Origin of the sequence: Acidovorax sp. Leaf160 (genome assembly GCF_001424265.1) — a bacterium.
Lineage (GTDB): Bacteria > Pseudomonadota > Gammaproteobacteria > Burkholderiales > Burkholderiaceae_C > Paracidovorax.
Genome location: NZ_LMOV01000024.1, coordinates 347,853 through 369,412, shown reverse-complemented (window position 1 = coordinate 369,412; position 21,560 = coordinate 347,853). Strand labels below are relative to the sequence as shown.

The following is a 21,560-nucleotide window of genomic DNA, read 5'->3' as shown; positions in this document are numbered from 1 at the left end:
ACCCTTGTTGATCAAGCGCGGGAAGCCCTTTTGGCCATGAATGCAGCGGCCTGGCGTCAGGGTGCGCCCAGCGACTGCGCCGCCGCCGTGCCGCTGCGCACCGCGCCTTCCAGCGTGGCGGGGTACGGCCCCTCGACATAGTCCCCGCAGGCCAGCAGGCCGGGTGCGATGCGCATCGGCGGACGCTGCAGCCCCGGGGTGCAGGCGAAGGTGGCGCGCTTCTCGACCACGGTGCGCAGCACGCGCAAACCGGCCAGGCCCAGTTCGCTGGCGGCCTGCTCCAGCACCTGTTGCTCCAGCGTTTCGCGATCGCCTTCGAAGGCGCTGACCACGAAGGCGAGCACCCCCGCTGGCCCGCCCAGCCAGGCGCGGTCGAACACGAACTGCGCGGGCCGCCGGGCCGTGGCCCGCAGCGCCAGCATGGGCTCGGGCAGCAGGGCGGCGTGAGGGGTGCCTGCGCTGCCGGCGGTGGAGTATTGGGCGTAGACCGTGGCAATGGCGGTATGGCGCAGCGCCTCGGCCTGGCCGGCCCAGGTGGCGATGTCAGCGGTAGCGCCAGCGCCAGCGCCAGCGCTGGGGGCCGTGCCGCGCACCAGCCGCGCGGCTTCGGGCGCGGGCGTGGCCAGCACGACGGCATCGAATGGCATGCTGCCGGCGGCCGACTCGACGTGCCAGGCATCCGCGCCCGCCGCGCTGTCCGCAGGCCGCAGCGCGGTCACGCGCAGCCCGGCCTGCACCGTGTGGCCGTGCGCGCGCAGCCATTGCGCGGCAGGCTCGGGGAAAAGGGCGCCCAGGTCCACCCGGGGCAGCAGCAGGTGCGAACCGCCGCGCCCGCTGAACAGGCTGTCGCGCAGCACACGCAGAAACACCGTGCCGCTGGATTGATCGGCCGGCGTGTTCAGCGCCGACACGCAGAGCGGGTCGATGAATTCCTGTTGCAGCCGCACCGGCAGGTGGGCGCAGAGCTGCGCCACGGTCGCTTTCGGCGGGCAGGTGAAGCCGCCCAGCCGCCAGGCCGCCGCCGTGCGCAGCAGGGCCCAGCGCTCGCGCCAGCTCCAGCCCCGCGCCCGGCCGATGCCGGCGAGCGCATCCCAGGGCGGCGGCAGGTCGGGCAGGCGCAAGCCGGTGCCGTCGGCATAGGGCAGCGCCAGCGGCATGCGCAGCAGCGCCGGCGATTCGGCCACGCCGACCGAGCGCATCAGCGCCAGGCATTCGCCGTAGGCGCCGATGAGGATGTGCTGGCCGTTGTCCAGCGTGACCGGGGAGCCGTCCGGACCTTGCGCGGCCACGGCGCGGGCGCGGCCGCCCAGCGTGCGGGCCGCCTCGAACACGGTGACGCCGTGGCCCGCCCGTGCCGCCTGCAGCGCGGCAGCCAGCCCCGCCCAGCCGGCGCCGACGATGGCAACGCGCATGGCTTACATGCGCCCCAGCGCCTGCATCTTCCAGGCCAGCCAGAACTTGCGCAGCGGCGTGAGGGCGATGCGCTGGTGCAGCACCTGGAAGTTCTCGGCCTCGATCTCGCGCAGCAGCGTGCGGTAGATGCTGGCCATCATCAGGCCGGGCTTCTGCGTGCGGCGGTCCGCATCGGGCAGCAGCGCGAAGGCTTCGTCGTACAGCCGGTGGGCGCGCTCGGCCTGGAAGCGCATCAGCGCGGTGAAGCGGTCCGAGTACTGGCGCTTCAGGATCTCGTGCGCCTTCACATCGAACTGCTGCAGTTCGGACACGGGCAGGTAGATGCGGCCCATCATGGCGTCTTCGCCCACGTCGCGGATGATGTTGGTGAGCTGGAAGGCCAGGCCCAGCCGGTGGGCGTATTCGGTGGTGGCCGGGTCGGTCTGGCCGAAGATGCGCGCCGCCACTTCGCCCACCACGCCGGCCACCAGGTGGCAGTAGCGCGACAGGCCCGCGAAGTCGAGATAGCGGGTCTGCTCCAGGTCCATCTGGCAGCCGTCGATCACGGCCTGCAGGTGGCGCTCTTCGATGCCGTAGGGGGCGGTGTGCGGCATCAGAGCCTGCAGCACCGGGTGCGTGGGCTGGCCGGCGAAAGCCTTGGCGACTTCCGCCTGCCACCAGGCGAGCTTGGTGCGCGCCACGCCCGCATCGGACACTTCGTCGACCACGTCGTCCACTTCGCGGCAGAACGCATAGAAGGCGGTGATCGCTGCGCGGCGCGAGGCGGGCAGGAACAGGAAGGCGTAATAGAAGCTGCTGCCGGAGCCGGCGGCTTTTTGCTGGACGTACTGTTCCGGGGTCATAAGCGCGGGATTGTCCCATGGGGGAGGGCGCCGCCGCCCGTGGCGCGCCTGCATCGTCACGCGTTCGACGCCCGCGCGTCACGCCGCTGCCACGCGGCAGGCACAGCATGCCGTCCATGCAACGCGACGACGCTTTCCTGAACGCCTGGCGCAACGCCACCGCCCCCCTGCAAGACGAGGCCGCCGCGGGGCTGGCGCCGGAGCGGCCGGTGCGGCGCTTTCGCACGCTGTGGATCTCCGACCTGCACCTGGGCACGCCCGGCTGCCAGGCCGAGGCGCTGCTGGACTTCCTGCGCCATACCGAATGCGAGACGCTCTACCTGGTGGGCGACATCGTCGACGGCTGGCAGCTGCGCCGGAACTGGTATTGGCCGCAGGCCCACAACGACGTGGTGCAGAAGCTGCTGCGCAAGGCCCGCAAGGGCACGCGGGTGATCTTCATCCCCGGCAACCACGACGAATTTGCCCGGCGCTACCTGCACCTGAACTTCGGCGGCATCACCGTGGCGGAAGACTGGGTGCATGAGACCGCCGATGGCCGCAAGCTCTGGGTGATTCACGGCGACCTGTTCGACGGCGTGATCCAGTGCGCCAAATGGCTGGCCCACGTGGGCGATCCGCTCTACGAATTCACGCTGCGCCTGAACCGCCACCTGAACACGCTGCGCGCCCGCCTGGGGCTGCCGTACTGGTCGCTGTCGCAATACCTCAAGCGCCGGGTCAAGCGCGCGGTGAGCTATGTGGACGACTTCGAGAACGCCGTCGCCCGCGAGGCGAAGAAGCGCGGCCTGCAGGGCGTGGTCTGCGGCCACATCCACCATGCCGAGCTGCGCGACATCGGCGGCACGCTCTACGCCAACGACGGCGACTGGGTCGAGAGCCTCACCGCGCTGGCCGAGCAGGCCGACGGCACGCTGGAGATCCTGCAGTGGTCCGACTTCCTGCCCGCAGCGCGCCACGCCTCCGGCCGCAAGGCGGCCCGCAAGCACCTGCAGCATGCCTGAGCGGGCCGCGCCCGGCCCGCTAGCCGCCGGTGCAGCGGCGCGGCCCGCCGTGGTCGAGCTGGTGTATTTCAATGCGGGCGGCGGGCACAGGGCTTCCGCGCTGGCGCTGCAGGCCGCCATCGCCCGTGCCGGCCTGCCCTGGACGGTGCGCCTGACCCATCTCTTCGAGGTGCTGGACCCCACCGCGCGTTTTCAGCAATGGACCGGCATGGAGCCCGAAGACCTCTACAACCGCCGCCTGGCGCGGGGCTGGACGCTGGGGCTCGCGCAGGAGCTGCGCGTGCTGCAGGGCATGATCCGCTGGAGCCACCGGGCGCTGGTGCGGCGCCTGGCAACCCACTGGCAGCAGGCCGCGCCCGATCTGGTGGTGTCGCTGGTGCCCAACTTCAACCGGGCGCTGGGCGATTCCGTGGCCACGGCGCTGCCGGGCGTGCCGTTCGTGACGGTGATGACCGACCTGGCCGACTGCCCGCCGCATTTCTGGATCGAACCCGGCGTCGCGGGCCAGCACATCGTCTGCGGATCGCCCCGCGCCGTGGCCCAGGCGCGCGCCGCCGGCTGCGCGGAAGGCCGCATCCACGCCACCTCGGGCATGGTGCTGAGCCCGGCCTTCCACGAGCCGCCCGCGCAGGACCGCGCGGCCGAGCGCGCCGCCCTGGGCTTTGCGGGCGAGCAGCCGGTGGGGCTGGTGCTGTTCGGCGGCGAAGGCTCGCGCGCCATGCTGGGCATTGCCCGGCGACTGGCCGACACGCCGCTCATCCTGGCCTGCGGGCGCAACGCGGCCCTGGCCGGCGCCCTGCGCGCACTGCCGGCGCGGGCGCCCCGGCTGGTGCTGGAATACACGCGCGAGCTGCCCCGCTACATGCGCCTGGCCGACTTCTTCATCGGCAAGCCGGGCAGCGGCAGCCTGAGCGAGGCCGTGCAGATGGGGTTGCCGCCCATCGTCACGCGCAACCGCTGGACCATGCCGCAGGAGCGTTATGGCGCGGAGTGGGTGCAGGCTGGCGGGCTGGGGCTGGTCTTGCCCGGTTTCGCCGAAGTGGCCCGGGCCGTGCAGGCCCTGCAGCGCGACCTGCCGCGCTTTCAGGCCGCAGTGCGGCGGCAGCACAACCGCGCCGCCTTCGAGGTGCCTGGCGTGCTGGCAGGCATCCTGGCGCAGGCGCGGGCGGCCGGCACGCCGGCCACCTGGCTCAGAGCCGCCTGAGAGCCGCCTGAGGCCGCCCGGCCGGCCCCCCGCCGCGCAGGCGCCGGCCCGCCATCACATGCGCAGCGCGCGCCATGCCAGGCGCGGCCCGTCGGTGGCGCGCAGCACCGGGCGGGTCACCAGGCTGCCGCCGTGCAGCGCCTCCACCTTGTCGAGGATGCGCAGGCCACCCTGGACCACGAAGCGCAGCTCCCAGCCCATGCGGCCGGGCAGGCGATGCACCAGCGGCGCGCCGGCGAGCATAGTGCGGCGCGCCCAGCCGGCGCAGTCCATCACCAGCGCGTCGGTGGCGGGGCTGCGCCGGCCCTCGGCGAGCTGGGTGCGTTCCACGCCGTGGGCGGCGCAGTCGGCATCGGTCAGGTAGTGGCGGCCGCGGGGCAGGTCCACGCTCAGGTCCTGCCAGAAATTGATGAGCTGCAGGGCCGAGCAGATGGCGTCGCTTTCGGCCAGCGCCGCTGCGCCCCCCACGCCGTAGAGATGCAGCAGCAGGCGCCCGACCGGGTTGGCCGAGCGGCGGCAGTAGTCCAGCAACGCGGCGCGGGTGGCGTAGGTGGCGCCGTCCCGCGTCATGGCGATGTCCTGCAGGAAGGCGTCGAGCAGGTCGTCCAGCAGGGGCACGGGCAGGGCGTGGCTTTGCAGCACGGCCTGCAGCGGACCGAAGATGGCCGCCCAGCGCGGCCCGGGCACGGCCCCGCCGGCCACGGCCTGCAGTTCGGCGCGGTAGGCGCAGAGGTCGGCCAGGCGTTCATCGGCGCTGGCGTCGCCTTCGTCGGCCAGGTCGTCCGCCGCGCGGGCGAACGAATAGATCGCGGCGATGGGCTGGCGCAGCCGGGGCGGGCAGAGCAGCGAGGCGACCGGGAAATTCTCGTAATGCGTGACGGGCGGCGCCAGCGGCGCGCCCTGCCCGGGAGAGGCAGCGGCGGCGCGCGGGGGTGCGGGTGAGGGTACGGGTGTCGGTGCGGACTGCGCGGCTGTGCCGGATGGCGCAGGGCGATGGGGTTCGGAAGGCTTCACGGCTCGCATTCTCGCCTTGACAGGAGCCGGGTGGCCGCCATAGATTACTAACCAGTCAGTCAGTAATTGATCTTGCGAAAGTTTTCGATGACTTCCTTTCCCGCGCCGTCGCTTTCTCATCCACCCGGTCTGCGATGGCTCCCGCCGGGGACACCCCCCGCGCTGACCGTCCGGCCCGCTCGCATGCGGGCCTTTTCGTGGCTGGGGCGGGGCATGGCGGCGGCGTTGGCTGGCGCGCTGCTGGCGGGTTGCTCCAAGCCGGAGCCGGCGCCCGAACCGGTGCGGTCGGTGAAGCTGGTCACCGTGGGCGCATCGGCCCTGCAGGCGCAGCTGGAATATGCCGGCGAGGTGCGGGCGCGTGTCGAATCCCGCCTGGGCTTCCGGGTGGCCGGCAAGATCGCCGAGCGGCAGGCCGAACTGGGCCAGCGCGTGCGTGCCGGCCAGGTGCTGGCGCAGCTCGACCCGCGCGACTATCAGCTGGCCACCGAAGCCGCCCGGGCCCAGGTGGCCGCCGCCCGCACGCAGCGCGACCTGGCCGCGGCGGACTTCCAGCGCTACGCGGCGCTGAAGGCGCAGAACTTCATCAGCGGTGCCGAGCTGGAGCGGCGCGAGGCCTCGGTCAAGTCGGCCCAGGCCACGCTCGACCAGGCGCAGGCGCAACTGGCTTCGCAGGGCAACCAGGCCGCCTACACCCGGCTGCTGGCCGATGCGGCCGGCGTGGTGACCAGCGTGGACGCCGAGCCCGGCCAGGTGGTGGCCGCCGGCACGCCGGTGGTGCGCATCGCGCAGGACGGTCCGCGCGACGTGGTGTTCGCCGTGCCCGAGGACAAGGTGGCGGCCCTGCGCGTGGGCCAGCCGGTCCACGTTCGCGTATGGGCCGGCGGCGAAGGGCTGGAGGGCCGCGTGCGCGAGGTGGCGGCCAGTGCCGACGCGGTGACGCGCACCTTCCAGGTCAAGGTGTCGATCGACGGGGCCGATGTGCCGCCGCTCGGCTCCACCGCCTACGTGACGCCCCGGGCGCTGAGCCGCGAGGGCACGCAGGCGCTGAAGCTGCCGACCACCGCGCTGCGGCAGGAGGGCCAGCAGACGGCGGTTTGGGTGTTCGACCCCGCCACCAGCACCGTGCGCTCGCAGCCGGTGCAGGTGGCCACGGCCGACGGCAACGACGTGGTGATCGCCTCCGGCCTGCAGCCCGGGCAGCAGGTGGTGGCAACGGGCGTGCATGTGCTCGCGCCCGGCCAGCAAGTGACCGTTTATCAGCCAAAACAGGCTCCAGCGCCCGATTTGTCTACGCAGGGTGCTATGAATAATGTAGCAAATGCCGGCGCGGTGAACTCGCGACCCGCGCCGGCCGCGCCCGCAGCGGCAGCGGCCAGCCGCTAGGAGCGCCGCATGTCCACGAGCCATTCCCCCACGCCGCCCGGCGATGCGCCCGGCCCGGCCCCCGCACCGCGGGAACGCTTCAACCTCTCCCGTTGGGCGCTGAAGCATCCGGCCCTCACCCGCTACCTGATGGTCGCCCTGCTGCTGCTGGGCGTGGGCGGCTACTTCCAGCTGGGCCAGGACGAAGATCCGCCCTTCACCTTCCGCGCCATGGTGGTGCGCACCTACTGGCCTGGCGCCACGGCGCAGCAGGTGGCCGAGCAGGTCACCGACAAATTGGAGCGCACGCTGCAGGAGGCGCCCTATGCCGACAAGATCCGCAGCTACTCCAAGCCCGGCGAGTCGCTGATCATCTTCAACCTGAAGGACTCGTCGCCGCCCGGCGAAGTGGCGGGTGTCTGGTACACGGTGCGCAAAAAGATCGGCGACATGCGCTACACGCTGCCGCAGGGCGTGCAGGGTCCGTTCTTCAACGACGAGTTCGGCGACGTGTACGGCGTGATCTACGCGCTGGAGGCCGACGGCTTCAGCGACGCGGAGCTGCGCAACTTCGCCGACGACGTGCGCCAGCAGCTGCTGCGCGTGCGCGACGTGGCCAAGGTCGAGCAGTTCGGCGTGCAGGACGAAAAGCTCTACATCGAGATTTCGCAGCGCCGCCTGTCGCAGCTGGGGCTGGACATGAACCAGGTGCTGGCGCAGCTCGGCCAGCAGAACGCGGTGGAAAGCGCGGGCGTCATCCAGACACCGGCCGAGCAGGTGCAGGTGCGCGTGGGCGGCCAGTTCGCCACGCCCGAAGCGTTGCGCGCCATGCCGATCCGCGGCGCCTCGGGCGCGCAGCTGCGGCTGGGCGACATCGCCGAGGTGCGGCGCGGCTATGTGGACCCGGCGACCGTGAAGGTGCGCCACCAAGGGCGCGATGTGATCGCGCTGGGCGTCTCCATGGCCAAGGGCGGCGACATCATCCGTCTGGGCAAGGCCCTGCACACGGCCACGGCCGACATCGAAAAACGGCTGCCCGCCGGCGTGCGCCTGGTGAATGTGCAGGATCAGCCGCGGTCGGTGTCCAGCTCGGTCAATGAATTCATCAAGGTGCTGATCGAGGCCGTGGTGATCGTGCTGGCGGTGAGCTTCATCAGCCTGGGGCTGCACAAGCGGCCGGGGACGCACCCGCTGTGGCGCCGCTACACGCTGGACGTGCGGCCGGGGCTGGTGGTGGGCATCACCATTCCGCTGGTGCTGGCCGTCACCTTTCTGGCCATGTGGTACTGGGGCATCGGGCTGCACAAGATCTCGCTGGGCTCGCTCATCATCGCCCTGGGTCTGCTGGTGGACGACGCCATCATCGCGGTGGAGATGATGGTGCTGAAGATGGAGGAGGGCTACGACAAGCTGCGCGCCGCCACCTTCGCCTACGAGATCACGGCCATCCCCATGCTGACCGGCACGCTCATCACGGCGGCGGGCTTCCTGCCCATCGGCATCGCCAAGTCGGTGACGGGCGAATACACCTTCGCCATCTTCGCGGTGACGGTGATCGCGCTGGTGCTGTCGTGGTTCGCATCGGTGTATTTCGTGCCCTACCTGGGCATGCTGCTGCTCAAGCACCCCGCGCACGTCAAGGTGCGGGGCGAGGGCGGTGACCACCCGACGGGCGAGGAGGGCACCCCTGCGGGGCACCACGAGGTGTTCGACAGCCCCTTCTACAACCGCTTCCGCCGCATGGTGGGCTGGTGCGTGGATCACCGCTGGATCACCATCGGCATCATGCTGCTGACCTTCGCGCTCGGCATCGTCGGCATGGGCCGGGTGCAGCAGCAGTTCTTCCCGGATTCGAGCCGGCCCGAGGTGCTGGTGGACCTGTGGTTCCCCGAGGGCACCTCGTTCCAGGCGAACGAGGAAACCACCCGCCGCGTGGAGCGCCGGCTGATGGCCGAGCCCGGCGTCTCCACGGTCAGCACCTGGATCGGCTCGGGCGTCCCGCGCTTCTACCTGCCGATGGACCAGATCTTCCCGCAGACCAACGCCTCGCAGCTCATCGTCGTGCCGCGCGACCTGGCCACGCGCGAGACGCTGCGCCAGTCGCTGCCGCAGCTGCTGGCCACCGAATTCCCCGAGGTGCGGGCCCGCGCCAAGCTGCTGCCCAACGGCCCGCCCGTGGCCTATCCGGTGCAGTTCCGCGTCATCGGCACCGACCCGGTGCTGCTGCGCCAGCATGCCGACGAGGTGCGGGCGGTGCTGCGGGAGAGTCCGCAGATGCGCGGCGTGAACGACAACTGGAACGAGTCGGTGAAAGTGATGCGGCTGGAGGTGGACCAGGCCAAGGCCCGCGCGCTGGGCGTGAGCAGCCAGTCCATCGCCCAGGCCGCCCGGGTGGCCTTCACCGGCAGCACCGTGGGCCAGTTCCGCGAGGGCGACCGGCTGATCGACATCGTGCTGCGCCAGCCCGAGGACGAGCGCCGCGCCATCACCGACATCGCCAACGCCTACCTGCCGACGGCCTCGGGCCGGTCGGTGCCGCTCACGCAGGTGGCGCGGCCGGTGTTCACCTGGGAGCCCGGCGTGATGTGGCGCGAGAACCGGGACTACGCCATCACCGTGCAGGGCGACGTGGTGGAAGGCCTGCAGGGCGCGACGGTCACCGCCGCGCTGCTGCCCGCGCTGCGCAAGCTGGAAGCCGGCTGGCATGCCGCCGGCCGGGGGGCCTATCGCATCGAGGTGGCGGGCGCGGTCGAGGAAAGCTCCAAGGGCTCGGCCTCCATCGTGGCGGGACTGCCGGCCATGCTGTTCATCGTGTTCACGCTGCTGATGCTCCAGCTGCACAGCTTCAGCCGGGCGATGCTGGTGTTCCTCACCGGGCCGCTCGGCATCGCCGGCGTGGCCGGGGCGCTGCTGCTGCTGGGGCGGCCTTTCGGCTTCGTCGCGCTGCTGGGCGTGATCGCGCTGATGGGCATGATCCAGCGCAATTCGGTGATCCTGATCGACCAGATCGAGAGCGACCGCGCGCGCGGCGTGCCGGCGTGGAACGCCATAGTCGAATCGGCCGTGCGCCGGCTGCGGCCCATCGTGCTGACGGCCGCCGCGGCGGTGCTGGCGATGATCCCGCTGTCGCGCAGCGTGTTCTGGGGCCCGATGGCCGTCGCCATCATGGGCGGGCTGGTCGTGGCGACCGTGCTCACCCTGCTGGCGCTGCCCGCGATGTATGCCGCCTGGTTCCGCGTGCGAAGGCCCGATGCGGCGCCCGGCCATGCGGTTTGACGGACCCTCCCGCCGATCCGGCTAAAATCGAAGGTTGACCAATTTCACACAGATGGCTGGCATTGCCCGCCGCCTGTTTGTCTGAAGAATCGCGCGGGTGGCGAAATTGGTAGACGCACCAGGTTTAGGTCCTGACGCCAGCAATGGTGTGGGGGTTCGAGTCCCCCCCCGCGCACCACGTGAAGCAGGTTGCTCCAGCAGCAGGCGGCAGCGTTAATCCATTCAAATATAGGAAGAGCCATGGCAGTTACTGTTGAAACCCTAGAGAAGCTCGAGCGCAAGATCACGCTGAGCCTGCCCCTCGCCACGATCCAGACCGAGGTCGACGCTCGCCTGAAGCGCCTGGCCCGCACCGTGAAGATGGACGGTTTCCGTCCCGGCAAGGTGCCCATGAACGTGGTCGCCCAGCGCTACGGCTACTCGGTGCAGTACGAAGTGCTGAACGACAAGGTGGGCGAAGCCTTCGCCCAGGCTGCCAACGAAGCCAATCTGCGCGTCGCCGGCCAGCCCCGCATCACCGAAAAGGACGGCGCGCCCGAAGGCCAGGTCACGTTCGACGCCGTGTTCGAAGTGTTCCCCGAAGTCAAGATCGGTGACCTGTCGGAAGCGGAAGTCGAGAAGCTGTCCGCCGAAGTGACCGACAGCGCCATCGACAAGACCGTGGACATCCTGCGCAAGCAGCGCCGCACCTTCGCGCAGCGCGCGATGGGCACGGCCGTGGAAGACGGCGACCGCGTGACCGTGGACTTCGAAGGCAAGATCGACGGCGAGACCTTCCAGGGCGGCAAGGCGGAAGACTTCCAGTTCCTGGTCGGCGAAGGCCAGATGCTCAAGGAATTCGAAGACGCCGTGCGCGGCATGAAGTCGGGCGAGTCCAAGACGTTCCCGCTGGCCTTCCCGGCTGACTACCATGGCAAGGACGTGGCCGGCAAGACTGCCGACTTCCTGGTCACGGTGAAGAACATCGAAGCCGCTCACCTGCCCGAAGTGAACGAGCAGCTGGCCAAGTCGCTCGGCATTGCCGACGGCTCCGTCGAAGGCCTGCGCGCCGACATCAAGAAGAACCTGGAGCGCGAAGTCAAGTTCCGCCTGCTGGCCCGCAACAAGCAGGCCGTGATGGACGCCCTGGTGTCCAAGGCCGAACTGGATCTGCCCAACGCCAGCGTGCAGTCGGAAATCGCCCGCCTGCTGGAAGGCGCCCGCGCCGACCTGAAGCAGCGCGGCATCAAGGACGCCGACAAGGCCGAGATCCCCGAAGACGTGTTCCGCCCCCAAGCCGAGCGCCGCGTGCGCCTGGGCCTGGTGGTGGCCGAGCTGGTGCGTGCCAACGAGCTGCATGCCAAGCCCGAGCAACTGAAGGCCCACATCGACGAGCTGGCTGCCAGCTACGAGAAGCCGGAAGACGTGGTGCGCTGGTACTTCGGCGACCGCCAGCGTCTGGCCGAAGTCGAGGCCGTCGTGATCGAGAACAACGTCACCGATTTCGTCATGGGCAAGGCCAAGGTCACCGACAAGGCCGTGTCGTTCGACGAGCTGATGGGTCAGGGCTGATCGTGATCCGGTGCCCGTGGTCCGTGAGGCCGCGGGCGTCCCTGGAGGGGCTTGTGCTTTGCTGCGCAAGCCCCAAATCATTTCTGGATACAGTAACCGTCTGACTGGAAGAAAAAGGGTTGAGAAACATGAGCGCACTGGAAACACAGGCCCTGGGCATGGTCCCCATGGTCATCGAGCAGTCGGGCCGTGGCGAGCGGTCCTACGACATCTATTCGCGCCTGCTGAAGGAGCGGATCATCTTCCTGGTGGGCGAGGTGAACGACCAGACCGCCAACCTGGTGGTCGCGCAGCTGTTGTTCCTGGAGAGCGAGAACCCCGACAAGGACATCTCGTTCTATATCAATTCGCCCGGCGGCAGCGTGACGGCAGGCATGGCCATCTACGACACCATGCAGTTCATCAAGCCCGACGTGTCCACCATGTGCGTGGGCTTCGCGGCCAGCATGGGTGCCTTCCTGCTGGCGGCTGGCGCCAAGGGCAAGCGGTTCTCGCTGCCCAACTCGAAGATCATGATCCACCAGGTGCTCGGCGGCGCGCGCGGCCAGGCGACGGACATCGAGATCCACGCCCGGGACATCCTGCGCACCAAGGACCAGATGAACCGCATCCTGGCGGACCGCACCGGGCAGCCGCTGGACAAGGTCAAGTCGGACACGGAGCGCGACTACTTCCTGACGGCTGACGAAGCCAAGGAGTACGGTCTGGTGGATCAGGTGATCGCCCAGCGTCCCTGAGTCCGTCGCGCCTCTCGACAGCGGCGTTTTCCTTGAGGGAAGGCGCCGCTTTTTATTTCGTTATCATCTTGACACTTACCCTGTCATAAGGCACTGCCCCCATGGCCGAGAAAAAAGGCTCCTCCAGCGAAAAAACCCTCTACTGCTCTTTTTGCGGCAAAAGCCAGCATGAAGTGAAGAAGCTGATCGCCGGACCGTCCGTCTTTATCTGCGACGAGTGCATTGACCTGTGCAACGAAATCATCCGCGACGAACTGCCCGCGGGCGACGGTGCGCGCGAAACCCGGGGCGATCTGCCGACGCCCGCAGAGATCAAGTCCAACCTCGACAACTATGTCATCGGCCAGGACATCGCCAAGCGCACGCTGGCGGTGGCGGTGTACAACCACTACAAGCGCCTGCGCCACAAAGACAAGGCCGGCAAGGACGACGTGGAACTGGCCAAGAGCAACATCCTGCTCATCGGCCCCACCGGTTCGGGCAAGACGCTGCTGGCGCAGACCCTGGCGCGCATGCTGGACGTTCCCTTCGTGATGGCCGACGCCACCACGCTGACGGAAGCCGGCTACGTGGGTGAAGACGTCGAGAACATCGTCCAGAAGCTGCTGCAGAGCTGCAACTACGAGGTCGAGCGCGCCCAGCGCGGCATCGTCTACATCGACGAAATCGACAAGATCTCGCGCAAGTCCGACAACCCCAGCATCACGCGCGACGTGTCGGGCGAGGGCGTGCAGCAGGCTTTGCTCAAGCTGATCGAAGGCACGATGGCCAGCGTGCCGCCGCAGGGCGGGCGCAAGCATCCGAACCAGGACTTCCTGCAGATCGACACGACCAACATCCTGTTCATCTGCGGCGGCGCCTTCGCCGGCCTGGAGAAGGTCATCGAGAACCGCACGGAAGCCTCGGGCATCGGTTTCGGCGCGTCGGTCAAGAGCAAGAAGCAGCGCTCGCTGACCGAAGTGTTCACGGAAATCGAACCGGAAGACCTGATCAAGTTCGGCCTGATTCCCGAACTGGTCGGCCGCATGCCGGTGGTGACCGCCCTGGCCGAGCTGAGCGAAGATGCGCTGGTGGAGATCCTGACCGAGCCAAAGAACGCGCTGGTCAAGCAATACAGCCGCCTGTTGGCGATGGAGGGCGTGGACCTGGAGATCCGCCCGGCCGCGCTGAATGCCATCGCCCGCAAGGCGCTGGCGCGCAAGACGGGCGCCCGGGGCCTGCGTTCCATCCTGGAGCAGTCGCTCATCGGCACGATGTTCGATCTGCCCAATGCCACCAACGTCGAGAAGGTGGTGGTCGATGAATCCACCATCGAAGAAAACAAGCCGCCTCTGCTGGTGTACCGCGAAGCCGCGAAGAAGGCCTGACGCGGCCCATGGCCTGGCTTCGCGACGCTCGCCCCGGAGCGTCGCGGCGCTCCCCTCCAGTGCTGGCATGCCAGCGCCGGAGGGTTGAAATTTCCTGTCTGCGGACCATATTCCATCCAGATTCATGAGGATTTCCATGTCCGGACACACCCCCCTGCCTTCGTCTCCCATCGACCTGCCGCTGTTGCCCTTGCGCGACGTGGTGGTGTTCCCCCACATGGTGATTCCACTGTTCGTGGGGCGCCCCAAGAGCATCAAGGCGCTGGAACTGGCCATGGACGGCGACCGCCGGATCATGCTGGTCGCGCAGAAGGCTGCCGCCAAGGACGAGCCGCTGGTGTCCGACATGTTCGACGTCGGCTGCGTCTCCACGATCCTGCAGATGCTCAAGCTTCCCGATGGCACCGTGAAGGTGCTGGTGGAAGGCCAGCAGCGTGCCGTGGTGGCCTCGATCGAGGACGCCGAAACGCATTTCACGGCTACGGTGAAGCCGGTCGAAGCGACCGACGACGCCCAGAAGCCGAGCGAGATCGAAGCGCTGCGCCGTGCCGTGATGCAGCAGTTCGACCAGTACGTCAAACTCAACAAGAAGATTCCGCCGGAGATCCTGACGTCCATCTCCAGCATCGACGACCCGGGCCGTCTGGCGGACACCATTGCCGCCCACCTGCCGCTCAAGCTCGAGAACAAGCAGGTCGTGCTCGACCTGGCCGACATCAAGCTGCGCCTGGAAAACCTATTCGACCAGCTCGACCGCGAGGTCGACATCCTCAATGTCGACAAGAAGATCCGTGGCCGCGTGAAGCGGCAGATGGAGAAGAACCAGCGCGACTTCTACCTCAACGAGCAGGTCAAGGCCATCCAGAAGGAACTGGGCGAGGGCGAGGACGGCGCCGACATCGAAGAGATCGAGAAGAAGATCAAGGCTGCCAAGATGCCGGCCGAGGCGCGCAAGAAGGCCGACAGCGAGCTCAAGAAGCTCAAGCTGATGTCGCCCATGTCGGCGGAAGCGACGGTGGTGCGCAACTACATCGAGGTGCTCACCGGCCTGCCGTGGGGCAAGAAGACCAAGATCAAGCACGACCTGATGAACGCCGAAGAGGTGCTCAACGAGGACCACTACGGGCTGGACAAGGTCAAGGACCGCATCCTGGAATACCTCGCGGTGCAGCAGCGCGTGGACAAGGTCAAGGCGCCGATCCTGTGCCTCGTCGGCCCACCGGGCGTGGGCAAGACCTCGCTCGGCCAGTCCATCGCCAAGGCGACCGGTCGCAAGTACGTGCGCATGGCGCTGGGCGGCATGCGCGACGAAGCCGAAATCCGTGGCCACCGCCGCACCTACATCGGCGCGATGCCGGGCAAGGTGCTGCAGAGCCTGAACAAGGTCGGCACGCGCAACCCGTTGTTCCTGCTCGACGAGATCGACAAGCTGGGCACCGACTTCCGCGGCGACCCCTCCAGCGCGCTGCTGGAAGTGCTGGACCCGGAGCAGAACCACAAGTTTGGCGACCACTACGTCGAGGTCGATTTCGATCTGTCGGACGTGATGTTCGTGGCGACCTCGAACTCGATGAACATCCCGCCGGCCTTGCTGGACCGGATGGAGGTCATTCGCCTGTCGGGCTACACGGAAGACGAGAAGACGAACATCGCCATCAAGTACCTGCTGCCCAAGCAGTTCACCAACAACGGCGTGAAGGAAGAAGAGCTGCGCGTCACGGAGGATGCCGTGCGCGACGTGGTGCGCTATTACACGCGGGAAGCGGGCGTGCGTTCGCTGGAGCGGGAACTCTCCAAGATCTGCCGCAAGGTCATCAAGGGTCTGCAGTTGAAGAAGCTGGAGCCCCAGGTGGTCGTGACGGCCGACAACCTGCCGGACTACCTCGGTGTGCGCAAGTACACCTATGGCCGAGCCGAGGAGCAGAACCAGGTCGGCCAGGTGGTGGGCCTGGCCTGGACCGAAGTGGGCGGCGACCTGCTGACCATCGAAGCCGCCACGATGCCGGGCAAGGGCACCATCACGCGCACCGGCTCGCTGGGCGACGTGATGAAGGAATCGGTCGAGGCCGCGCGCACGGTGGTGCGCAGCCGAGCCCGTGCCCTGGGCATTCGCGACGATGCGTTCGAGAAGCGGGACGTCCACATCCACGTGCCCGACGGCGCGACCCCCAAGGATGGGCCAAGCGCAGGTGCCGCCATGGCGACTGCCTTCGTGTCCGCGCTGACGGGGATTCCGGTGCGTGGCGACGTGGCCATGACGGGGGAGATCACTCTGCGTGGTGAAGTCACGGCCATCGGCGGCTTGAAGGAAAAGCTGCTCGCGGCCCTGCGCGGCGGCATCAAGACGGTGCTCATCCCGCAGGAAAACGTGAAGGACCTGCAGGAGATTCCGGACAACGTGAAGAGCGAGCTCGAGATCGTCCCCGTTCGCTGGATCGACGAGGTGCTGGCAGTGGCGCTCGAGCGCAAGCCGATCGCGCTGACAGATGAGGAAGTGGCTGCGGCTGCGGCGGCTGCTGCCGCGGTGCCGCCGGCTGCGGCGGAGAAGGCGCAGTCGTCGACGGGTTCGGTGAAGCACTGAACGCTCTGCCAAAAATTTTGTGGCGGATGCTAAAAACTGCGCTACAATTCATCCATCGACGCAAACGTTGTACAATGTGAGGCTTCGGTAAATGCGGGAATAGCTCAGTTGGTAGAGCGCAACCTTGCCAAGGTTGAGGTCGAGAGTTCGAGACTCTTTTCCCGCTCCAATTTCCAAAAAGGGGAAGCAGTCGCTTCCCCTTTTTGCCAGAGGACATCGGGTTTTGGCGCGGTAGCAAAGCGGTTATGCCCCGGATTGCAAATCCGGTTAGTCCGGTTCGACTCCGGACCGCGCCTCCAGACCTTGCGGTGCTCGGCATTCAACGGTTTCCATGCCGTCGATGCCGTGTTCGGAATGGGTCTGGCGGGTGGCGTGGTGGTTGCAGTGCAACCGGCACGACATCGAAGCTCGGTGCGCGGAAGTTCAGGATGTTGATGGTTGTGCCGTCAACTTCCTGACAAGCGTAGAATCGGTGTTATAATTTTTTTCTCGCTGCGGTGATGGAAACGTCTTCTCAGTGAAATGCGGGAATAGCTCAGTTGGTAGAGCGCAACCTTGCCAAGGTTGAGGTCGAGAGTTCGAGACTCTTTTCCCGCTCCAGTATTCAAAGGGAAGCTTCGGCTTCCCTTTTTTATTGGCTTTTTGCTCTGGACATGGCTGAGGCTGTCAGATCCAGCACAGAAGCGTGACCCGGATCCGCATGGCTTGAGGCCGGCTGAGCCATCCCACAGTCGCCCCGATGGTGAAATTGGTAGACACTGCGGACTTAAAATCCGCCGCTTCCTGAGAAGGGGCGTGCCGGTTCGACCCCGGCTCGGGGCACCATCTACCTGTGCAGGGCAGTGCGGCCCTCGCACGAGTCAGACCGGTCAACGGTCTGGCGCGGTTCCGGAACCGCCAGAGCGCGGCTACTGCGCCGATTTGCACCTGCTGCACCCCTCATCTCTCCGCTGCCTCCTTCACAAAGCTATCGCTTTGAAAACGGCTACAGGTACCCTGTGCCTCCAGATCCAGGGGCATGGCCAGCGCTCCAGGGGGCGCGATCAAGACCTTGGGTGATGTACGTGACTACGGCTGCGCACCCGTTTGCGCGACTGGGTGCGCGGCTCGGGGTCCATGCGCGTAGGTCAGTGCGAAGCGATATGGCGGGGTCTGCAGGGGTTTATGCACATAGTGGCAGTGGGTAGCGGGCACCCCCTGGCTGATGTATGCCCCTTTGTACAATCGTTCGCAGACCTGCTGGAAGTCAACTGGAATCCACTCAGGTTGAGCTCTCCCATTGACCACTGATTTTCATGATCACGACAGAAGTTTTTGCAGTAAGTGGCCCGTGGCGCAACTTCTTAACGTTGATAGCCTTTGCGATTTCGATTTTTTTGGGTTGGCTGGTTGCGAGCGGGTTTGAAAGGGAGGTACGGCGTGCCGAGGAGGTCCGGACAGGGGAAATCGCCGTCATAACGGCAGCGTCTGTCGAAAAAGTCATTGAGCGGGCCATGTCGGCAACCCGTTCGCTGGCCGTCATGGTGTATCAAGGTAACGGTAAGGTAGAGGATTTTGAGTCGCTCGCGAGATTCTTGATTCCACTGTACAAGGGGGCTTATGCACTCTCCTTGGCTCCCAACGCCATCATTCGTCAGGTTGAGCCTTTGGACAAGAATCTGATCGTTCGTGGTCACGACTTGTTGGAGCACCTGAATCGGGAAGAGGTGATCAGAAATCTGGACCCCCAGAACACCAAAGTCGAGTTCGTTGGCCCCATTAAGCTGGTGCAGGGCCCTATGGGCGCCATTGGAATGTTGCCAGTGTTCTTGACGGACGCGAATGGCCGTTCCCATTTTTGGGGATATACGGTGGTTACCTTGAAATTCCCCGATGCGCTCCAGGAGGCGAATGTCCGGGATATCGTGGGCGAGGGTTACGCCTATGAGCTCACCGGCACGGATCCTGAGACCGGAGGTTTTCACAAGCTCCTTCATTCTGATGAGCCCGTGCTCGATGGAGAATGTCGCGAGGTCAAAAGTGGCACGGCTTCGTGGGCGTTCTGCGTTTCACGCCTTCCTCGCTCCAGCGACAATGCGCGCTTTTATTTCGACCTCTCGCTCATTTTCTTGGCCAGCTTGGCGATGGCCAGGCTCAGTTATTCATTTTTGGGGCGTTACGAAAAGGGTCTGGAAACCCGGCGACAAGCCTTGAGGGACCCACTGACCGATCTGCCCAATCGCCGCCTGATGGTCGAGCGCCTCCAAGAGGCGCAACAGAGATGCAAAATGCAAAATGGCTACTTTGCACTCGCTCTTCTGGATCTGGATGGATTCAAGTCGATCAACGATAGGCTCGGCCACGCGCAGGGAGATGCCGTACTGGTCACGACCGCCCATCGGCTGTCCCAACAAATCGGGGCTAAGGACACGTTGGCTCGCCTCGGTGGGGATGAGTTCGTGCTCATCATTCAAGATCTGCATGACATGGCCGAGTGCCAGACCCTGATGGAGCGCCTACTTCAGACGGTGAGGGCGCCGATCGAACTCCGAGGCGGAATCGGTCAAGTCCATGCAAGTATCGGCGTCGTCTTTTGCTCCAGTGCCGACGCATTAGCGGGTGGGGACCTGCTTCACTTGGCAGATACCGCGATGTACCAAGCCAAGAACGACGGTAAAAACCGCTGTGTTTTTGTCACGCCGAAATGAGTGTTCCATCTTCTCGGATAACAGCGCAACGTGCAGACCCGCGACAGCGTACGCACGTGGGTGCGTCCGGCAGGTGCGCGGGCGGGCGACTTTCCACCCCGTTTTCTCTTCACTGACACCGGTTTTCCCGCTAGAAACACATGCGAACTCGAGTCATTTTGGTCGAAGACATTCCGGCCATTCAGACGTCGCTCACCGCAGCGATGATTCACGCCGCCAACGTCGAGGTGGTGGCTGTAGTCGAGACCGCAGAGGAGGCGATCGAAGCTGCGGCGACTCGTGGTTGGGACGTGATGGTGGTGGATCTGTTCCTGCGATCTGGCACTGGGCTGGCGGTTTTGACGGCGCTTCGCCGCGATGCGAGCAGGCAGCGCGTGCTGGTGCTGACGAACCACGCGACTCTCCAAATCCGGCAACAGTGCCACAGCCTGGGCGCTGACGCGGTGTTCGACAAATCTGAAGAGCTGGATCGGTTCCTCTCCTCACTGGCTTTTGGGTGAGCCGCGCGGGTCTGCGCCCGCTCGGCGCCCAGCGAAACGCAGCAGCGGTGGCGCATGACGGCGTCACCTTAATGCGAACCGGCGCAGCACGGACCACTCGCATGCGAAAATGACGGCGAAACGGGCCATCACCAAATGGCCGCGCCGTCGACGACGCCCCCAAGCTCTCCCTAAAAAATGAGCCCAAGCCAATAAGCACGCGGGTTTCAGGCCCCCGGCTCGGCGCACCATTACGATTCGATCATGTCAAGTTACAACGCTCCCTTTGAAATCCATGTGCATGGTCAGGTCCAACTCAGGGCCGACACCGCGTTCGAGCAGTTGCAGGAAGCGCTCAAGCCCCTGTGGAAGTACGCCGGTGCGCGGTCGCTCGCCGATGGCGCGGCCAGCGCTTATGAAGAGGAGCCCGGCATCCAGTTCGATGCCAAGGAGCACACACTGCAGATCTGCTGGACCGTGCGGGGCGACGAGGATTTCCGCCAGTCTCTGGACGAGATGTGCATGAGCCTGAACGAACTGGCAGAGCAGGGCGCAGCGATCGAGGTCACGTTCTACGACACGGACTTCGATGAGGAAGAAGAAGACGAGGAATCCGAAGCGCGCGACGACTTCGTCATGCTGTTCGTCGGCCCGACGCCCGCTGCCATCATGCAGGTGCAGCGCGACCTGCTGGTGCAGGACGTGATCAATCTGATGGAGCGCCACTTCGACGGCTCGGAGCTGGGCGGCGTGGTGGCCGAGGTCGACAAGCTGTTCTCCCAGCGCTTCGATGCCCTGGTGAATTCGCTGGAGCTGGGCAAACCCCCGCGCGGCAGCGGGGGCTCCGGGGGCGGCGGCCATGGCGGGGGCGGACGCCGGCCGCGCCATCTGCACTGACGCTGCCGCCATCGAGGCCCGGGATCGGGCGGCCGGCCAGCCGAGCGCCAACCCAACGGGTCAGCTATCTGATGATATAAAAATAGCAGCAAGGTCCCCAGGATTTCAGGGCGCAACGGCTGTGTTTTGTGCCGACAGATCGATGGCAGACGGCACAGCCACCGCTGCGCAATCAGAAGCCGGCAGATTCAGCCACCGGTGCGCTGCGGCCCGCAGCGGTCCCAGGTCTCCCGTGGAAAGCAACCGGATCGCCGTCTCGCCGGCTGCTGCTGCATCTTCACGCCCGACTTCCGCCAGCAGGCCCGCGGAATCCAGCAAGCGCCGCGTCTGCACCGCCACCGGCACCCCGGTTTCCACCAGTTGTACGTGCGGGCCGACCAGGGACCGCAGCACATGCTCCGCGAAGATGTAATGCGTACAGCCCAGCACCAGTGTGTCGATCTGGCCGGCCTGCGCGCCGAACGCGCCCATGGCGCCGATGTACCGGGCGCAGAGCGCTTCGGTCTCCGTAGCCGCCTGCACGGCGGCAGGGCCGTGGTCCGTCGTGCGCTCGATGGCGTAGGCCAGCCCGTCGCACGGCTGCACCACGAAGTGCGCCTGGCCCTGCAATGAAGTCATCAGCCGCCCAAACTTGCTGCTGCCGAGCGTGCCCCGGGTGCCGATCACGCCGATGTGGCCTGTGCGCGTCAGGGCGACGGAAGGCTTGATGGCCGGCTCCAGCCCCACCAGCGGCAACGCAGGGTAACGGCTGCGCACTTCGTGGATGGCGGCGGCGGTAGCGGTGTTGCAGGCGACGACCAGCGCCTTGATGTCGTGCGCGGCCTGCAGATACCCCGCAATGGCGTGGGTGCGCGCGGCAACGTAGGCATCGCCGCGCTCGCCGTAGGGCGCATGGCCGCTGTCGGCCAGATAGACGAAGCGTTCGTTCGGCAGTTCTGCACGCAGGGCGCGCAGCACGCTCAGGCCGCCGATGCCGCTGTCGAAAACACCGATGGGGCGCTGCGTGGCTGATGTCATGGCGGAAGGTGGTTCAGAGCTGTCGGACGGGAAGCAAAAAGGCTTGCCGCGCGTCGAAACACGGCAAGCCCGGATGGTAGTGCAGGCAGTGGCGCCGGGCACGTGCGCCGCCGGGTTTCCCTGGCGGCG

Annotated in this window: 15 protein-coding genes and 5 tRNA genes; 16 read left to right on the top strand and 4 right to left on the bottom strand. The window is 66.7% G+C overall.

The genetic code is table 11. The annotated features are described in order from the left end of the window. Positions 1 to 56: 56 nt before the first annotated feature. Positions 57 to 1,412 (bottom strand): hydroxysqualene dehydroxylase HpnE, encoded by a 1,356-nt coding sequence (gene hpnE / locus ASF94_RS15190; protein ID WP_056668067.1) that lies wholly within the window; start codon positions 1,410 to 1,412, stop codon positions 57 to 59. Between the two features lie 3 nt (positions 1,413 to 1,415). Beyond that, entirely contained in the window at positions 1,416 to 2,255 is an 840-nt protein-coding gene (gene hpnD, locus ASF94_RS15185; protein ID WP_056668063.1) for a presqualene diphosphate synthase HpnD, read from the bottom strand. A gap of 116 nt (positions 2,256 to 2,371) precedes the next feature. On the opposite strand from hpnD, the gene ASF94_RS15180 reads away from it, so the two are divergent. After that, positions 2,372 to 3,259 carry a UDP-2,3-diacylglucosamine diphosphatase gene (locus ASF94_RS15180; protein WP_056668210.1) on the top strand — a complete coding sequence of 296 codons (888 nt, stop codon included), beginning with the start codon at positions 2,372 to 2,374 and terminating at the stop codon, positions 3,257 to 3,259. Continuing rightward, positions 3,252 to 4,463: a galactosyldiacylglycerol synthase gene (locus ASF94_RS15175; protein WP_056668060.1), complete on the top strand. Its 1,212-nt coding sequence runs from the start codon at positions 3,252 to 3,254 to the stop codon at positions 4,461 to 4,463. Before ASF94_RS15180 ends, ASF94_RS15175 begins: the two co-directional genes overlap by 8 nt. A gap of 54 nt (positions 4,464 to 4,517) precedes the next feature. On the opposite strand, the gene hpnC is transcribed toward ASF94_RS15175, so the two are convergent. Continuing rightward, positions 4,518 to 5,354, bottom strand: a complete 837-nt coding sequence (gene hpnC, locus ASF94_RS15170; protein ID WP_235505388.1) for a squalene synthase HpnC — start codon at positions 5,352 to 5,354, stop codon at positions 4,518 to 4,520. 306 nt (positions 5,355 to 5,660) lie between these two features. Here hpnC and ASF94_RS15165 point away from each other — a divergent pair, with 306 nt between their 5' ends. The 14 genes from ASF94_RS15165 to ASF94_RS15100 all read left to right on the top strand — a co-directional run bounded on the left by ASF94_RS15165 (position 5,661) and on the right by ASF94_RS15100 (position 20,414). Then, positions 5,661 to 6,860 (top strand): efflux RND transporter periplasmic adaptor subunit, encoded by a 1,200-nt coding sequence (locus ASF94_RS15165; RefSeq protein WP_056668052.1) that lies wholly within the window; start codon positions 5,661 to 5,663, stop codon positions 6,858 to 6,860. Positions 6,861 to 6,869: 9 nt separating this feature from the next. Further along, a complete protein-coding gene (locus ASF94_RS15160; protein ID WP_056668049.1) occupies positions 6,870 to 10,115 on the top strand; it encodes an efflux RND transporter permease subunit in 3,246 nt (1,081 codons plus the stop codon). 91 nt (positions 10,116 to 10,206) lie between these two features. Continuing rightward, a tRNA-Leu gene (locus ASF94_RS15155) sits at positions 10,207 to 10,293 on the top strand. A gap of 62 nt (positions 10,294 to 10,355) precedes the next feature. After that, complete coding sequence (gene tig, locus ASF94_RS15150) at positions 10,356 to 11,666, top strand: trigger factor (protein ID WP_056668046.1); 1,311 nt, start codon at positions 10,356 to 10,358, stop codon at positions 11,664 to 11,666. A 128-nt stretch (positions 11,667 to 11,794) separates the two neighbouring features. Then, positions 11,795 to 12,403 carry an ATP-dependent Clp endopeptidase proteolytic subunit ClpP gene (gene clpP / locus ASF94_RS15145; RefSeq protein ID WP_056668043.1) on the top strand — a complete coding sequence of 203 codons (609 nt, stop codon included), beginning with the start codon at positions 11,795 to 11,797 and terminating at the stop codon, positions 12,401 to 12,403. 101 nt (positions 12,404 to 12,504) lie between these two features. Continuing rightward, positions 12,505 to 13,770, top strand: a complete 1,266-nt coding sequence (gene clpX / locus ASF94_RS15140; RefSeq protein ID WP_056668040.1) for an ATP-dependent Clp protease ATP-binding subunit ClpX — start codon at positions 12,505 to 12,507, stop codon at positions 13,768 to 13,770. A 136-nt stretch (positions 13,771 to 13,906) separates the two neighbouring features. After that, a complete protein-coding gene (gene lon / locus ASF94_RS15135; protein ID WP_056668037.1) occupies positions 13,907 to 16,351 on the top strand; it encodes an endopeptidase La in 2,445 nt (814 codons plus the stop codon). Between the two features lie 93 nt (positions 16,352 to 16,444). Next, positions 16,445 to 16,520: transfer RNA gene (locus ASF94_RS15130), tRNA-Gly, on the top strand. Between the two features lie 56 nt (positions 16,521 to 16,576). Then, positions 16,577 to 16,650: transfer RNA gene (locus ASF94_RS15125), tRNA-Cys, on the top strand. Between the two features lie 225 nt (positions 16,651 to 16,875). Continuing rightward, a tRNA-Gly gene (locus tag ASF94_RS15120) sits at positions 16,876 to 16,951 on the top strand. Between the two features lie 133 nt (positions 16,952 to 17,084). Next, a tRNA-Leu gene (locus ASF94_RS15115) sits at positions 17,085 to 17,176 on the top strand. Between the two features lie 470 nt (positions 17,177 to 17,646). After that, positions 17,647 to 19,038: a sensor domain-containing diguanylate cyclase gene (locus tag ASF94_RS15110; RefSeq protein WP_082493325.1), complete on the top strand. Its 1,392-nt coding sequence runs from the start codon at positions 17,647 to 17,649 to the stop codon at positions 19,036 to 19,038. A 140-nt stretch (positions 19,039 to 19,178) separates the two neighbouring features. Next, entirely contained in the window at positions 19,179 to 19,538 is a 360-nt protein-coding gene (locus ASF94_RS15105) for a response regulator (protein WP_056668032.1), read from the top strand. Between the two features lie 243 nt (positions 19,539 to 19,781). Beyond that, entirely contained in the window at positions 19,782 to 20,414 is a 633-nt protein-coding gene (locus tag ASF94_RS15100) for a DUF6806 family protein (RefSeq protein ID WP_056668029.1), read from the top strand. 105 nt (positions 20,415 to 20,519) lie between these two features. Here ASF94_RS15100 and murI read toward each other — a convergent pair whose 3' ends face one another. Continuing rightward, positions 20,520 to 21,431, bottom strand: a complete 912-nt coding sequence (gene murI, locus ASF94_RS15095; protein ID WP_056668026.1) for a glutamate racemase — start codon at positions 21,429 to 21,431, stop codon at positions 20,520 to 20,522. Positions 21,432 to 21,560: the final 129 nt, after the last annotated feature.